Annotated in this window: 11 protein-coding genes; 4 read left to right on the forward strand and 7 right to left on the reverse strand. The window is 76.1% G+C overall.

The genetic code is table 11. The features are described from left to right. Window positions 1–34: 34 nt before the first annotated feature. Window positions 35–1,207 (reverse strand): hypothetical protein, encoded by a 1,173-nt coding sequence (locus IRY44_RS24280; protein WP_194802522.1) that lies wholly within the window; start codon window positions 1,205–1,207, stop codon window positions 35–37. Between the two features lie 12 nt (window positions 1,208–1,219). After that, on the reverse strand, window positions 1,220–2,572 hold the full coding sequence (locus IRY44_RS24285) for an MFS transporter (protein WP_194802523.1): 1,353 nt from the start codon (window positions 2,570–2,572) through the stop codon (window positions 1,220–1,222). Window positions 2,573–2,645: 73 nt separating this feature from the next. Here IRY44_RS24285 and IRY44_RS24290 point away from each other — a divergent pair, with 73 nt between their 5' ends. The 4 genes from IRY44_RS24290 to IRY44_RS24305 are packed head-to-tail and all read left to right on the forward strand — an operon-like array spanning window position 2,646 to window position 6,059. Beyond that, on the forward strand, window positions 2,646–3,308 hold the full coding sequence (locus IRY44_RS24290; protein WP_228532688.1) for a TetR/AcrR family transcriptional regulator: 663 nt from the start codon (window positions 2,646–2,648) through the stop codon (window positions 3,306–3,308). A 54-nt stretch (window positions 3,309–3,362) separates the two neighbouring features. Next, window positions 3,363–4,670 (forward strand): NAD(P)/FAD-dependent oxidoreductase, encoded by a 1,308-nt coding sequence (locus IRY44_RS24295; protein ID WP_194802524.1) that lies wholly within the window; start codon window positions 3,363–3,365, stop codon window positions 4,668–4,670. Continuing rightward, window positions 4,667–5,539 carry an SDR family oxidoreductase gene (locus IRY44_RS24300; RefSeq protein ID WP_194802525.1) on the forward strand — a complete coding sequence of 291 codons (873 nt, stop codon included), beginning with the start codon at window positions 4,667–4,669 and terminating at the stop codon, window positions 5,537–5,539. The genes IRY44_RS24295 and IRY44_RS24300 overlap by 4 nt, the downstream gene beginning before the upstream one ends. Before the next feature lie 10 nt (window positions 5,540–5,549). Beyond that, window positions 5,550–6,059 (forward strand): NUDIX domain-containing protein, encoded by a 510-nt coding sequence (locus tag IRY44_RS24305; protein WP_194802526.1) that lies wholly within the window; start codon window positions 5,550–5,552, stop codon window positions 6,057–6,059. Here IRY44_RS24305 and IRY44_RS24310 read toward each other — a convergent pair. From IRY44_RS24310 to IRY44_RS24330, 5 genes are all read right to left on the reverse strand, one after another. Next, the gene (locus IRY44_RS24310) at window positions 6,056–8,233 is read right to left on the reverse strand and encodes a glycoside hydrolase N-terminal domain-containing protein (RefSeq protein ID WP_194802527.1); all 2,178 of its coding nucleotides are present in this window, start codon (window positions 8,231–8,233) and stop codon (window positions 6,056–6,058) included. The genes IRY44_RS24305 and IRY44_RS24310 overlap by 4 nt on opposite strands. After that, the gene (locus IRY44_RS24315) at window positions 8,230–9,249 is read right to left on the reverse strand and encodes a LacI family DNA-binding transcriptional regulator (RefSeq protein ID WP_194802528.1); all 1,020 of its coding nucleotides are present in this window, start codon (window positions 9,247–9,249) and stop codon (window positions 8,230–8,232) included. Before IRY44_RS24315 ends, IRY44_RS24310 begins: the two co-directional genes overlap by 4 nt. Then, a complete protein-coding gene (locus IRY44_RS24320) occupies window positions 9,246–11,654 on the reverse strand; it encodes a beta-glucosidase (RefSeq protein WP_194802529.1) in 2,409 nt (802 codons plus the stop codon). Before IRY44_RS24320 ends, IRY44_RS24315 begins: the two co-directional genes overlap by 4 nt. Window positions 11,655–11,896: 242 nt before the next feature. Next, window positions 11,897–13,093, reverse strand: a complete 1,197-nt coding sequence (locus IRY44_RS24325; protein WP_194802530.1) for an ROK family transcriptional regulator — start codon at window positions 13,091–13,093, stop codon at window positions 11,897–11,899. 47 nt (window positions 13,094–13,140) lie between these two features. Then, entirely contained in the window at window positions 13,141–15,504 is a 2,364-nt protein-coding gene (locus IRY44_RS24330) for a TIM-barrel domain-containing protein (RefSeq protein ID WP_194802531.1), read from the reverse strand. Window positions 15,505–15,535 lie beyond the last annotated feature (31 nt).

Consider the following 15,535-nt stretch of genomic DNA (forward strand, 5'->3'; position numbering starts at 1 on the left):
TGTGGCGCTGCCCCGTTCCCAGCCCGTGGCGGCATCAGCCGGTACGCGTACCGAGTCGCGCCAGCGCCGTCGCCAGATCGCTGACCTGGTCGGCGAGTTGCCCGGCCCGGCGCTGCGCGGCGTCCCGGTCGGCCTCGATCACCGCCGTCCGCGCGGCCAGGTCGGCCGCCCGGGCCTCCGCGGCGCTCGCCGCCCGCCGCGCGTCGGCCAGCTCCGCGGCCAGCGCGTCCCGTTCGGCGGTACGGGCGGCAGCCTGCTCGACGGCGGCGGCCACGTCGGCACGGGCGCGCTCGACGGAACCGGCAGCCTCGGCGTGGGCTCGTTCCAGTGCCGCCTCGGCGTCGGCGCGTGCCGCGTCGGCGCGGTCCCGCTCGGCGACTGCTTGCCGCGCGGCGGCGGCCTCGGCGTCGGCACGTTCGGCGGCGGCCCGGGCCGCGCGTTCCGCCTCGCCGGCCCGGGCCTGGGCGGCCTGCGCCTCGGCGCGGGACTGTTCGGCCCGGTCCAGGGCCTCGGTGGCGGAGCGGGTGGCCCGCTCGGCGTCGGCCCGGGCGGCGTCCCGTTCGGCGGTCAGCTCGGCCGCGCGGCGGCGTTCGGCGTCGCGTTCGGTGCGTACCGTGCGCAATTCGTGCCGGGCGGCGTCGCGGTCGCGTTCGGCCTGCACCCGCAGCGCCTGCGCGGCACCCGCCTCGGCGCGCGCGGCGTCGCGGGCTTCCTCCGCGGCGGCGGCCCGCTCGGCGGCGGCGGACGCGGTGGCCTGCGCCCGTTCGGCGCGGTCGGCGGCGGCGTCGCGGTCGGCGTATGCGGCGTGGGTCTGCTGCCGGTCGCGGGCCGCCGCGGCGGTCGCGTCCTCGGCCTCACGGCGGGCCTCGTCGCGTTCGGCGTGCGCGGCGGCGACCTGCGCGGCGGTCTCCGCGCGCAGGTCGGCGAGCTGCCGCTCCACACCGGCAGGGGACAGTTCGGCGTGCAGCGCCTCGGTGAGCGTCTCCACGATCTGGTCGAGCCGGTCCACCGCCTCCCAGGTGCGCGCCACCTGCCCGGGCAGGCCGGGGGAGTTGCGGTGACGCATCCGCGAGTTGCGGGCGGCCCGCTGGCAGGCGCCGTCGTTGTCCCGGCAGTAGCGGAACGGGCGGCCCGCGCCGACGCGCTGCGGCACGTCGCGTCCGCAGTGGGCGCAGGGTCGGGTGTCGGTGGCGGGCTCGGCGTCCATCGGGGGCGAAGTCTAGTGGGCCGCGTCCGCGCGGGCCGCGCCGTCGAGGGTGTAGCGGCGTTGCAGCAGCACCGCGACCACCATCACGGCGGCGGGCAGCAACCCGAAGCCGTAGCGCAGCGCGTCCAGCGCGGCCGGGGACTGGGTCACGCTCTGCCCGGCGGTCGAGGCCACGAACCCGCCGGCGGCGAGGCACAGCGCGTACGCGTAGGGACCCAGCGCCGCACCGGTGGCCTCGGTGGCGGTCCACACCCCGGTGTACGTGCCGGCCCGCTCGGTGCCGCCGGCCGCGCGGATCACGTCGGGCAGCATCGAGAATGGCAGCAGTTGCATGCCGGCGAACGCCACCCCGAGCACCGCCACGGCGGCCACCAGCACCGGCAGCCCGGCGGGGCGGCCGATCGCCAGCACCAGCGACCCGGCGGCGAACGCGGCCTGCGCGGCGAGCAGGGCGCGTTGCTTGCCGATCCGCCGCGCCACCGCCAGCCAGCCCGGCGTGACGAGCAGCGCCGGTGCGACGAACCCGGCCACCAGCACCGTCGTGAGCCCGGGGCGGCCCAGCTCGTACTCGGCGTAGTAGGGCACCCCGGCGAGCACCAGGTGGGTGGTGGTGGACATGGCCAGGTACGCGCCGACCAGCCAGCGGAACTGCCGGTCCCGCAGGCTCGCCGCCAGCGCCCGCCACCCGCCCGGGCCGTGCGGCGGGGCCGTGTCGGCGGCGGTACGGCGCAACCGGCCGATCCCGGCGACGCCGACCAGCATCGCGGCGAGCATCCCGGCCGCCAGCACCACGCCCATCCGCAGGTAACCGTCGCGTGTGGCGTCGTCGCCGCCGGCCAGCAGCGGCGCGAGCAGTCCGGAGACCAGGATGCCGAGCGTCAGCACCACCATCCGGAACGCCATCAGCCGGGTCCGCTCGTGGTAGCCGATCCGCAGGTCCGCCGGGGTCGCCAGGTAGGGCACCTGGTACGCGGCGAACAGCAGGTTGCCGGCGACGAAGAACACCGCCACCCAGCCGGCCGCGGCGGCGCCGGTGAGGCCGCCGGGCACCGCGAACAGCGCGGCGAACGCCAGCGGCAGCACACATCCGGCCAGCAGCAGCCGGCGGCGGTGGCCCCGGCGGGCCTGCTCGACGTCGCAGCGGTGCCCGATCCACGGGTGCAGCAGCACGTCGGCGATCTTCGGCAGCAGCAGCGTGAGCCCGGCGAGCCACGGCGCGACGGCCAGCACGTCGGTCAGGAAGTAGAGCAGCAGCAGCCCCGGCACGGTGACCCAGACGCCCATGCCGAGCGAGCCGGTGGCGAACCCGACGAGCGGGCCGCGCGGCAGGGTGACCGCGTCGGAGCGCTGATCCAGCCCGGTCATGGCGGTCTCCTGTCCTCGGGGCACGCCGCCCCCAATCCAACGGTTGCTGGATTGTAGGGGGAACAATGGCCGGATGACCATGCCCCGCCGCCGGCCCGGTCGGCCCCGCCGCGACGACCAGCGGCCGACCCGTGACCTGGTGCTCGCCGCCGCCACCGCGTTGTTCGCCGAGCGGGGCTTCGACGCGGTGAGCGTCCGCGACGTCGCCGCCGCCGCGGGCGTGGACGCGGCCACCGTCGTGCACCACACCGGCACCAAGGCGCAGCTCTACGACGCCTGCTTCGCCCGGGTGTTCAGCGCCGAGCGGCAGGTCGTCGAGGCGGCGGGGGAACGCGCCCGGGCGGCCCTGGCGGCGGGCCCGCAGGACGCGCTGCGCGCGCTGCACGACCTGCTGGACGTGTTCGTCGACTTCCTGGAGGACCGGCCGGAGACGACAGCGCTGTGGCTGCGCCGCTGGCTGGAGCCGCAGCGGCACGGCGAACTGGACCGCCGCTACGCCGCCCCGCTGTACGGGCTGGTCGAGGAGCTGCTGGTGGCGGCGTCCGGAGCGGGCGCCCTGACCGAACCGACCCCGCACGTGACGGTGCGTTCCCTGGTCTGGGCGGTGCACGGGCACGTGGTGGCGCTCGCCGCCGGGACCGGCTCGGATGCGCGGGAGCGGCGGGAGTTCCGGGCGTTCGTGCACCGGTTCCTCGACGCGCTGTACGCCGGCGGCGCGGGAGGCACCCGCCCTTGACGCCGGCCCGCGCTCCGGGGATTATCCATCGGTCGTTGGATTAAGGAGGCGGGCATGGCCGCACCCAGGGTCGCTGTCGTCGGCGCCGGAGCCGCCGGCCTGGCCACACTCAAGGCGCTCGCCGACGCCGGTGTCCCGGCCGTCGCGTTCGAGACGGCCGACACGCTCGGCGGCCTCTGGGTGTACGGCGCACCCGGCTCGCCCGCGTACCGCACGCTGCACCTGAACACCAGCAGGGGACGCACCGAGTTCGCCGACCACCCGATGCCCGCCGACTGGCCGGACTACCCCGACCACACCCGGATCGCGGGCTACCTCGGCGACTACGCCGACCGGTTCGGGCTGCGCGAGGCGGTACGGCTGCGGCACACCGTCGACCGGGTCACCCGCACCGGCGACGGCTGGCGGGTGCGGGCCACCGGACCGGACGGCCCGGTCGCTGTCGACGTCGAGGCGGTGGTGGTCGCCAACGGGCACAACCGGGTGCCGAAGCGGCCCGAGCCGTACCCGGGCGAGTGCACCGCCGAGCAGATGCACAGCCACGACTACCGCGGCCCGGAACAGCTCGCCGGCCGCCGTGTCCTCGTGGTCGGCGGCGGCAACTCCGCCATGGACATCGCCGTCGACGCCTCGTACGCCGCCGCGCGGACGCTGCTGTCGCTGCGCCGCGGCGTCTGGGTGGTACCCAAGTACCTGCTCGGCCGCCCGTCGGACACGCTCAACGGCGCGCTGGCCCGCCGGCTGCCGTGGCGGCTGCGCCAGCGGATCAGCCAGACCATGATCACCACAGCGGTCGGGCCGCCCACCCGGTACGGGCTACCAGCACCGGCGCACGGCTTCCTCCAGGACCACCCGACGCTGTCCGACGCGCTGCTGTCCCGGCTCACCCACGGCGACATCCAGGCCCGGCCCGGCATCGCCCGCTTCGACGGCGACCGGGTCGAGTTCACCGACGGCCGCCACGACGACGTCGACCTGGTCGTCTGGTGCACCGGCTACCGGGTCGAGATGCCGTTCCTCGACCCGGCGCTGCTCGGCGACGGCGCCGACCGGCTGCCGCTGTACCGGCACGTGTTCCACCTGGACGCCCCTGGCCTGGCGTTCGTCGGGCTCATGCAGTCCACCGGCGCGGCGTTCCCCCTGGTCGAGGCGCAGGCCCGGCTGGTGGCCGCGCGCCTGGCCGGCACCTGGGCGCCACCGGACCCGGCCCGGCAGGCCGCCGCCTGCCGCGACGAGCTGCGCGCCGCCACCGCCCGGTGGGGGCAGCGCCGCCCGCACATGCGCGTCGACTTCGACGTCTACCTGGCCGAGCTGGGCCGCGAACTGGCCGCCGGTCGGCGCCGCGCGGGAGCGGGACGATGAGCGCGGCAGGCAAGGGGCGGGCCGGAGTGGACGCGTCGGTCCGTGGCAGCGGGCTGGCCGGACGGCGGGTGCTGGTCACCGGCGCCCGGGGCACGTTCGGGCAGCACCTGGGCGCGGCGCTGACCGCCGCCGGCGCGCAGGTGGTCGGGCTGGACCTGCACGCCGACCTCGACGCCACGCCGCCGGTGCTCGGCGTCGACCTGACCGACCCGGCCGCGACGCCACCGGCGGTGGCTGCAGCGGTCGACCGGCTCGGCGGGCTGGACCTGCTGATCAACAACGCCGGGGTGGGCGGGCCCGCGCCCGCCGAGCTGCCGCCGGACGAGGTGGTACGCCGCCAGATCGAGGTGAACCTGCTCGCCTCCTGGCGCACCACCGCCGCCGCGATGCCCGCCCTGGAGGCGGCCCGCGGCCGGGTGATCTTCGTGGCCAGCCGGATGGCGGTGCTGCCGCTGCCCCTCGCAGCCGCGTACGGCGTCAGCAAGCGGGCGCTCGTCGCGTACGCCGACGCGTTGCGCCACGAGGTAGGCACCCACGTCGGCGTCAGCGTCGTCTACCCGAGCATGGTCGCCTCCCCGATCCACGACAGCACGGTGGCGGCCGGACTGTCGCTGAGCGGGGTGTCCCGCCCGGAGCCGGTCGAGGGGGTGGTGGCGGCGATCCTGCGCGCCGCCACCGCCCGGCGCGCGCCACGGGACGTGGCCACCACCCGGCGCGGCCGGATCGAACTGGCGCTGGCCCGCCACGCTCCGGCCCTCGCGGACCGGATGGTGCGCCGTACCGTCGCCACCCGGCTGGCCGCCGGTGACCTGGACGGTGCGGCGCTGGCCGAGGGCATGGTCCGGCGGCACCGGCAGGACCGCCGGTAGCCTGCTCGGCATGGCCGTCTCGCCCTACATCGCCCGGCTGCGCCGCCACGTCGGCCACGACCTGCTCATGCTGTACGGCGTCAGCGGCGTGGTCACCGACGACGCGGGACGGGTGCTGCTGGCCCGCCGGGGCGACAACGGCCGCTGGTCCGTGCCGGCGGGCACCGTCGACCCGGGCGAGCAGCCGGCCGACGCGCTGGTGCGCGAGGTCCACGAGGAGACCGGCGTCAAGGTGGCGATCGACCGGCTCGCCGGCGTCGCCACCCACCCGGTGGTCTACCCCAACGGCGACGCCTGCGAATACCTGAACATCTGGTTCCGCTGCCGGGCGGTCGGCGGCGCGCCGACCGCCGACGGCGACGAGTCGCTGGCGGTGGCCTGGTTCGCCCCGGACGCACTGCCCGACCTGGACGACTGGGCACGGCTGCGGATCGGCACCGCGCTGACCGACGACGCCCCGCCCTGGTACGCCGCGCCGGGCGAGAGCCACCCGGCGCTGCACCAGCCCGACAACCTCTAGGCGAACAGCACCTCGTACGGCCGGTCCGGGGCCAGATCCACCGCACAGTGGCCGCCGGGCGCGTGCACCACCACGCGCTGCGCCACCGGCGACACCAGCCGCGCCCGGATCCGGCCCGGCGCCCAGGTCAGCTCCTCGACGGTGACCCGGCCCCGGCAGGTGATGCCGCGCAGCGTCCCGGCGGGCAGATCCGGCAGCGGCGCCGGCAGCAGCCGCAGCGTTCCCGGGCGCGACTGCACCAGCGACTCGATCAGCACCGCCGGCAGCGCGTGCGCGGCGTCGGCGTTGTACGTGGTCCGGCCCGGGTTGTGCGCGCTCATCAGCGACCGGAAGAACATGTCCGCGCCGACGATCTTGCGCAGGTTCGCCGCGACCAGGTCGCCGTCACGCAGCCGTGCCGCCGCCAGCGCCCGGTGCAGGCTGCCGTGCGCGGACCGGTTCTCGTCGCCGCGCAGCGTCAGTGCCCGGTGGGCGGCGACGGCCAGCTCCGGGGTGTCGTCCCTGTCGATCTCGTGCAGCGGCCACACCGGATACAGGTGGCTGACGTGCCGGTGGTCCTCGTCGCCGGTGCTGCCGGGCCACGCCCACTCGGCGAGCGCGCCGCGCCCGTCCACCAGGTAGTCCGGCGGTCGCACCCCGGCCCACCTGTCGTCGCCTGTCACCTCGGCGGCCAGCCGCAGCGCGTGCCGGGCCGCCGCGACGTCCATCGTGGCGTTCACCGCGACCGGCGCGATCCGGCGAGTGCCGTCGTACGGGCCGGTCTCCGGCGAGTACGACGGCACCAGCGCCGGCCGGCCGTCCACTGCGGTCAGCACGTCGGCGAAGAAGTCCGCCACCTCGGCCAGCCAGCCGGCCACCTCGCCCAGCGGCTCACCGGTGACCAGGTGGTGTTCGTGCAGCGGGTGCAGCAGCCAGTCCGCGCCGGCCAGCCACGCGGTGAACGGCCAGTCGGGGTGGACGTGGAACAGGTGCCCGTGCTCGCCGTCGGTGCGGCTGGGCGCCAGCAGCCCGCGTGCCCCGTACACCACGCGGGCGTTGGCACGCCAGTGGTCCACCTGGGCGGCGACCAGCCGGGCGTGCGCCGCTGTCACCTCCGGCAGCGCGCCCACGTTCGCGCCTGCCAGTTGGAGGTTCAGGTTCGCGTCGGTGGTGAAGTCACCGGCCCACGCCGCGTCCCAGGAGCCCAGCCACAGCCCGGTCAGCCGGGGCGGCAGCACCCCGCTGGCGCTGAACAGCAGGTACCGGCCGGCATGGAACAGCCGTTCCAGCAGCGCCGGGTCCAGCCGGTCCGGCGTTGCGGCCTGCCTGGCCAGCAGCTCACCGACTGGTAACGCCCGGTCGGCGGCGGGCACGCCGAGGTCCAGGCCGACCCGGGTGTACGGACCACGATGGCGAGGTACGTGCCGGGCCAGCAGCGTGCCGTAGTCGGCGGCCACCGCGGCGAGCCGCCGCTCCGAGGCCCGGGTCCGCCAGGGCGGCGCGTCGGGCCGGTCGACGAGCGTGGTGAGCAGCGCCGGTCCGCGTACCCGCACCCGGTCGCCGTCGACGGTCACGTCGCCGCGCAGCAGGGTCAGCCCCTCGAACCCCCACGCGCCGCCGGCGTCCGGGTAGCGTGCGCGTACGCGCAGGAACACCAACCCGTCGCGGCGGTACGCGGCGTGCTCGTAGACCACGTCGGCCGGCTTGCCGGGCAGCTCACCGGTCGCCCCCACCACGCAGTCGCCCTGGTCGAGGTGCAGCACCGCGACGCCGTCGGCGCGGGAGGCGAAGCAGCGCCGCCGCCCGCCCGACCACTCGACGGTCACCTCGCCGTTGGTGAAGTCGGTGTCGCGCCGGTAGTCGCGTACCGGTCCGGGCGGCGCGTCGACCGTGAGCGCGTACCCGGGGTGGAACGACTGGGTCCACTTCAGTTCCCGGCCGCCGGTGAGCAGCCGGGCGGCCTCGGCCCGGCGCCCGGCGAGCACCAGCGCGCGGATGTGCGGCATCCGGTCGGCCAGCTCGGGCGCGCGGGCGTTCCGGGTGCCGTTGGGCAGGACGAGCCGGTGGTGGTTCACCACGATCCGTTCCGCGTGCGGCCGCCCGCGGACCATCAGTCCCAGCTCGCCGTTGCCGGTGAGGAACGCGTCCGTCCAGTGGCCTGCCGGTGCGGTGTCGTGGATGCGGTGCGCCGTCACCGGGCGGCGCTGGTGTCCCGCACGGTGAGGTGCGGCTCCAGCAACGTCACCTCCGGCACTCCCTCGCCGCTCAACCGCCGCATCAGCAGCGCCACCGCCTGCTTGCCGACCTCCTCGGCGGGCACCGGTACGCAGGTGAGCCCCGATTGTTCGGCCAGCTCGTCCGGGCAGATCGCGACCACCGACACGTCGCGGGGCACCCGGCGGCCCAGCAGCGGCAGCGTGGCGAGCACCGGCCCGACCGCCGACTCGTTCTGCACCACCAGCCCGGTGACGTCCGGGTGGTCGGCGAGCAGCGCCTCCAGGTCGTGGCGTACCGCGGCCGGTCCCTCCTCGCAGGGCCGGGTCACCGCGTCGACGCCGAGCCGCTCGGCGGCGGCGCGTACCCCGGCGCGGGTGCGGTGGGCGAACCCGGTGCCCCGGTCGTAGACCGCGGCGGGCGCGCCGAGCAGCGCGATGCGCCGGTGCCCGGCGGCGGCCAGGTGTTCCACGCACAGCTCGCCCGCGCGCCGGAAGTCGAGGTCCACGCAGGCCAGCCCGGTGCTGTCGGCGGGGTGCCCGATCAGGACACCCGGCAGCGCCAGGTCCCGCAGCAGCGGCACCCGGGAGTCCTCCAGCTCCACGTCCATCAGCAGCACGCCGTCGACGAGTGCGCTGCCGGCGATGCGGTGCAGCCCGGCCGGCCCCTCGTCGGCGGTGACCAGCAGCACGTCGTGGTCGTAGCCGCGGGCGGTGGTGACCACTGCGGTGGCGAAACGCATCACCACCGGCACCTGCATGCCGGTACGCAGCGGCAGCACCAGCGCGATCACGTTGGCCTTGCGGCTGGCCAGCGCGCGGGCCCCGGCGTGCGGGTGGTAGCCGAGCGCGCGGACGCTGGCGAGCACCCGGCTGCGGGTGGTGGCCGAGATGGTGCGTTTGCCGCTGAGCACGTACGACACGGTGCTGGCGGCCACCCCGGCGTGGCGGGCCACGTCGGCGATGGTGACCTGCTCGCCGGGGGTCCGGCCGGTCACCGGGCCGCCCCGAAGCTGGTGCCCGCGGGCTCGGCCGTGGCGTCGCCGCCGGTGACGGCGAGCGTGCCGGCCAGCCGGATGTCGCGCGCGGACCGGCCGACCAGCACGGAATGGACGGCGTCCTCCACCACCATCGCGGCGCGGGTCTCGTCCCACCAGGCCAGATCGGCGGTACGCAGCCGCAGCGTCACCCGGGCGGCGCAGCCCGGGTCGAGCGTGACGCGGGCGAAGTCGCGCAACTGCCGCAGCGGCTGCTTGACCCGGGAGCGCCGCTGCCGGGTGTAGAGCTGCACGACCTCGGTGCCCGGGCGGCGGCCCGTGTTGGTGACCTCGACGCTCACCTCCACCTCCTCGCCGGCACGCGCCGTGCCGGTGCTCAACCGGAGGTCAGCGTAGTCGAACGTGGCGTAGCTGAGCCCGTGCCCGAACGGGTACAGCGGCTCACCTCGGTGGTACAGGTAGGTGGTGTCGGCGCCGATGACGTCGTAGTCGAGCAGGTCGGGCAGTTCGGCGGCGTCGGCGTACCAGGTCTGGGTGAGCCGCCCGCCCGGGTCGGCGGCGCCGAGCAGCACGTCCGCCAGCCCGTTGCCGTGCTCCTGTCCACCGTGGGCGCTCCACAGCACCGCCGGCACGTGTTCCTGCGCCCAGCCTGCCGCGTACGGGTAGCTGCTGGTCAGCGCCAGCACGGTACGCGGGTTCGCGGCGTGCACGGCCCGCAGCAGATCGGCCTGGCCGGTGGGCAGCGCCAGGTCGGCCCGGTCCTCGGTCTCCCGGCCGTTGACCATCGGGTGGTTGCCGAGCACCACCACGGCCACGTCGGCGGCGGCGGCGAGCGCGGCGGCAGCGGCAGCTCCGTCGACGAGCAGCGTCACGGTGAACACGGCCGGGTCGCCGGTGGCGACGCTCAGCCGCCCGTCAGGTGCGACGCCGACGTACCGGCCGGTGGAGAGGTGGTGCAGCAGCGCGGTGCCGTCGGGCCGGTGGTGCAGGCGGAACGTCTCGCGTACCACCCAGCCGCCGGGCCCGTCGCGGTCGGCGACGAGCGCCCCGGTGTCGTCGGCGCCGACGTAGCGGCCGGTGTCCACGGCGCGCAGCGCCACCACGTCCTGCCCCCAGTCGACCACGTCGAACTCGGCCGGGCTGTCGCCGAGCGCCAGCGGGCCCTCGTCGCCCTGGCGTACCGCCCGGTCGCCGACGTGCAGGGTGATCCGGTCGGTGCCGGGGTGGGTGGTCACAGCGGGCAGCCGCCCGAGCAGCCCGCCGTACGGGCTGATCGCGTACGGCGGGGTGCCGCTGTACCAGTCGGTGAGCACGGTGTCGGCGAGCGGGCCGAGCACGGCGACCCGGGTGCCGGGGCGCAGCGGCAGCAGGCCGTCGTTGCGCAGCAGCACCACCGACTGGCGGGCGGCCTCGCGGGCGAGTTCCCGGTGGGCGAGGCTGTCGAGCGTGTCCGGCGGCACGTCGTCGTGCGGGTCCGGGGCCAGGTCGCCCAGCCGCGACCGGACGGACAGGATCCGCCGCACCGCCCGGTCCACGTGGGAGGGCTCGATCAGCCCGCGCGCCAGCGCCTCGGTGAGACGCTCCACTGTGGGGGCGCTGTCCTCGTCGTCCTCGGTGAAACTGTCGATGCCGGCGCGCAGCGCAGCGGCGAAGCCGGCCACGTGGTCGGGCAGGTACTCCTGCACGCCGGCGATGTTGCCGACCGCCCCGGCGTCACCGACCACCATGATCTCGTCGTCGGCGTAGCCGCGCAGCTCACCCTCGATCAGTGGGCTCAGGTGCGCCGGTACGCCGTCGACCAGGTTGTACGACGCCATCACCGCCACCGCCGCGCCCGCCGCCAGGGGAGCGCGGAACGCGGGCAGCTCGTACTCGTGCAGCACCCGCGGCGGCAGGTCGCTGGAGGTGGTGGCCCGGTCGGTCTCGTTGTTGTAGCCGAGGAAGTGCTTGAGCGTCGGCGCGGTCCGCAGCCGGATCGGGTGGTCGCCGCGCAACCCCAGCGCGTACGCGGTGGCGAGCCGGCCGGTCAGCCACGGATCCTCGGACCAGCCCTCCTCGTTGCGCCCCCACCGGGGGTCGCGCAGCGGGTTGACCACCGGCGCCCACACGTTGAGGCCGACGCGGTCCGGGTCGGCCCGGTGCTTGACCCGCACCTCGTCGCCGACGGCGGACCCGACCGCCCGGATCAGGTCCGGGTTCCAGCTCGCGGCGAGGCCGATCGCCTGCGGGAAGACGGTGGCGGTGCCGAGCCACGCGACGCCGTGCAGCGCCTCGGTGCCGGTGCGGAACGCGCGCAGGCCGAGCCGGGGCACCGGCGCCTGCCACTGGTGCAGCAGGCCGAGCTTCTCCGGCAGCGTGAGCCGGGCCAGCAGGTCGTCGAGACGGTGGGGGACGAGGTCGGTCATGGTGGGCGCCTCCGGTCGGCGTTCGGGCCGCCGCTCCTTCGTCGAAGCGCTTCGACGAACGAGCCGGTGATGCGGCGGCGCGTACGCGAGAAAGGGGTGGTGGTGGGGTTCGGCGGTGTCGGCCCGGAGCGGTGGTGAAGCGCTTCGACAATCGCCGAAAAATACGCCGCTTCGCAGGTTGCCCGGTCCCGGAACGCGGCGCTACCGAGGTTGACACCTTCCGGCGGGTGCAGTCAAGGGGGTCATCCGGCGGGCAGGCGTCCCGCCTCCACGGTGGCCAGCGCGGCGGTGGCCCCACCCAGCGCGCCGGCCGCGGACCCGAGCGTGCTGACCTCCAGCCGTACGCCGGGCGGGACGGGTGTGCGGGCGGCGAGTTCGGCGTGGGCGGCCGGCAGCAGCCACGGCGCGAGCGCCGCCAGGTGGCCGCCGACCACCACCACCTCCGGGTCGAGCAGCCCGGACAGCACCGACACCGCCTGCCCGAGCAGCCGGCCGATCTCGGTGAGCCCGGTCCGTACCGGCTCGTCCCCGGCGCGGGCCAGGGCCTGGATCCGCTCGATCTCCGGCAGGTGGTCGGTGACCGGCCCGGCGTCCGGCAGCAGCCGGCCGATCACCGCGTCCACGCCGAGGAGCGCGGTGAGGCAGCCGCGCCGCCCGCAGTCGCAGGGCGGGCCGTCGGCGGCCAGCGGCAGGTGCCCGATGTCGCCGGCGAAGCCGCGGCCGCCGCGCAGCAGCCGGCCGCCGCTGATCAGGCCCGCGCCGATCGTCGGGCCGCCGGTGAGGTGCACCAGGTCGGTGGTGGCGGCGTACGGGCCGTGCCGCCGCTCGGCCAGCACGGCGAGGTTGGCCTCGGTGTCGACGGTGACGGGGAAGCCCCTGTCGCGCAGCGCGCGGCGCACCGACGCGGCAAGCGGCACACCGCGCCAGCCCAGCGCCGGGGCGGCCGGCACGTCGCCGTCCGGATCGACCAGCCCTGGTACGGCAACGGTCAGGCCGAGCACGGTGCGGTCGGCGCCGATGCGGGTGACGGCCCGCCGGACCAGGGCGGCGAGCGCCTTCACCGTCTCCTCCGGGCCGGCGGTGGCGGCGGGGAACGCGCGCCGCCAGGTGAGCACCGGGTCGCCGCCCAGCCCGGCGGCGACCGCCACCAGTTCGTCCGCGCCGACGCGCAGGCCGAGCCCGGCGTAGCGGGAGCCGTCGAGCACGAGCATGGTGGCCGGGCGGCCGACCCGGTTCTCGGTCAGCCCGGTCTCGCGCAGCAGGCCGTGCTCGATCAGTTCGGCGACCAGGCTGGAGACGGTGGCCTTGTTCAGCCCGGTGCGCGCGGCGACGTCGGCCCGGGAGCAGGGGGCGTGCCGGCGGACGTGCCGGAGCACCGCGGCCCGGTTGGTCACCCGCACGTCGCCGAGATCGGCCGTCGGCCGGTCGATGCTGATCACGTACTGCCCGCCTCCTGCGCCCGGCCCGAGTTCGGCTACAGCTTAAACTAAATGGGCGAGATTCCGGCCGGCCGGTCTCCGCCGCCGAACCACGGCGCGAACGGCGTCACCGGGACCGGCTCGCCGCCGAGCACCACCCGGCGCGGCGGATCCTCCCCGACCACGCTGACCCGCCGCACGTCCAGCGGCCCGTCCACGCGTACACGCAGCGTGTCCCCGTCGCGTGCGGCGGTGATCGTGGTGTCGCCGTCGGGGTCCCGCACCACGCCCACGCCGTCGCCGCCGCCCCAGGCCACCAGCGTGACGTCCCGGAACGGGCCGGTACCGACCGTCGCCGCGGGCGCCACCGTGGGGATCAGCGCGCCGTGCCGCACGTACAGCGGCAGCCGGTCGATGGGTACGCGCACCCGCAGGTGCTGGCCGCCGGGGTGCCGCTGCCCGGTGTACGCGTCCAGCCAGTCGTCGCCCGCCGGCAGGTACACGGCGCGTTCGCCGGACGGGTCGAGCACCGGCGCCACCAGCAGGTCGGGGCCGAGGCGGTACTGGAGGTCGGCGGTCCAGGCGGCCGGGTCGTCCGGGGTGTCGACGAGCAGCGCCCGCATCATCGGGCCGCCGGTACGGGCGCTCGCCACCGCCGCCGACCAGAGGTACGGCAGCAGCCGGTAGCGCAGCCGCAGCGCGTCCACCGCGTGCCGTTCCGCCTCGGGCGGGAACTCCCACGGCAGGCGGCTGGTGGTGCCGTGCAGCCGTACCAGCGGGGAGAGCGCGCCGAACTGGGTCCAGCGCACGTACAGGTCCGGTTCGGGGGTGCCGTGGAAGCCGCCGGTGTCGTGGCTCCAGAACGGCACGCCGGACAGCCCGTGGGACAGGCCGCCGCGCAGCGTGCTGGCCATGCCGGGCCAGGTGGCGTTGACGTCGCCGCTCCACTGGGCGCTGTGCCGCTGCCCGCCCAGGTACGACGAGCGCGCCCACACGGTACGGTGCCCGGCCACCTCCTCGGTGACGTCGGCGACCGCGTCGTTGAACAGCAGCGCGTAGACGTTGTGCAGTTCCACACCGGTCATGCCGTTGTGGGCGACCGCGTCGGCGGGTACGCCCTCGGCGAAGTCGGTCTTGAACACCGCGACGCCCTGCGCCAGCAGTGGCCGCAGCAGGCCCTGGAACCAGCGCACCGCGGCCGGGTTCGTGAGGTCCACGACGGCGCCAGCCGGGTAGCTGCCGTGCCAGGTGTCGGCGACGTACGTGCCGCCGTCGGGATGGCGCAGGAAGTACCCGGCGGCCTCGGCCTCGGCGTAGAGCGGGCTGCCGGTCATCAGGTACGGGTTCATCCACAGGCACACCCGGAAGCCCTGCTCGGTGAGGTCCTTGAGCATGCCGTCCGGGTCGGGGAAGGCGTCGGCGTCCCAGCGCAGGTCCGACCAGTGCCCGGCGACCTGCCAGTAGCAGTCCAGGTGCAGCACGTCGCAGGGGACGTCCCGCTCGCGGAGGCGCCGGGCCCGCTCCAGCACCCGCTGCTGGCTGTCCGGGAAGAAGCCGGACGAGATCCACGCGCCGAACGCCCACCGCGGCGGCAGGTACGGCCGCCCGGTCAGCGAGTCGAGCCGGTCGAGCACCCGCTCCGGGGTGGGCCCGGCCAGCACGTAGTAGTCGAGCAGGTCGTCCGGGACGAGGATCTGCACGCTGCTGTGGGTGCTCGCGCACACGTCGAACTGCACCGGCAGCCCGCTGTCGACGAGGACGCCGTAGCCGCGGTCGGACAGGTAGAACGGCACGTTCTTGTGCGAGCGGTCGGACTCGCCGCCGAAGGCGTCGAAGTTCCACATCAGCGGTCGCTGGCCGCGCTTGTCCAGCGGCGTGAACTTCTCGCCGAAGCCGACGAACCGTTCGTCGCCGGGTGCCACGAAGCTCTCGTGCCAGGCGACCGGCTCGCCGTCGACTGTGGAGCGGCCGAGCGGCAGCGTGCGGCGGCGGCCGCTGATGTCCCGCGTACCACCGTCGGAGGCCAGCAGCAGCCGCCCGTCGGAGGCGAGGAAGCGCAGCCCCCACGGGTCCAGGCGCACCTCGGCGACCACGCCGCCGGCGCCCACCCGGACGTGCCCGTCGGCCACGGTCACCGTCGCCGGGTGCGGCTGCGGGTGGACCAGCGTCAGCGCGGCCGCGGACCGGCTGCGGACGGAGAGGTCGTCGGCGAGGCGTACCCGGATGATCCCGTCTCCGGCGGCCTCGACGCGCGCGACCAGCGTGCGGCCGGACGCGCAGGTCGCGGTGAGCGTGACGCCGTGCGCGTCGGTCGCGGCGACCTCGGCCCGCAGCACGTCGTCGGCGCCCTCCTCGCCGGGGGCGCGGACCGGCAGGTCGGGCGGGTCGGCCACGAACGTCTCGTACGGGACCAGCGGCGGGCGGTACGGCATGGGCGTCTCCTCGCGGCGTCCACGGGCGGTC

The organism is Micromonospora sp. ANENR4, from assembly GCF_015354395.1.
GTDB classification, from domain to species: Bacteria; Actinomycetota; Actinomycetes; order Mycobacteriales; family Micromonosporaceae; genus Micromonospora; species Micromonospora aurantiaca.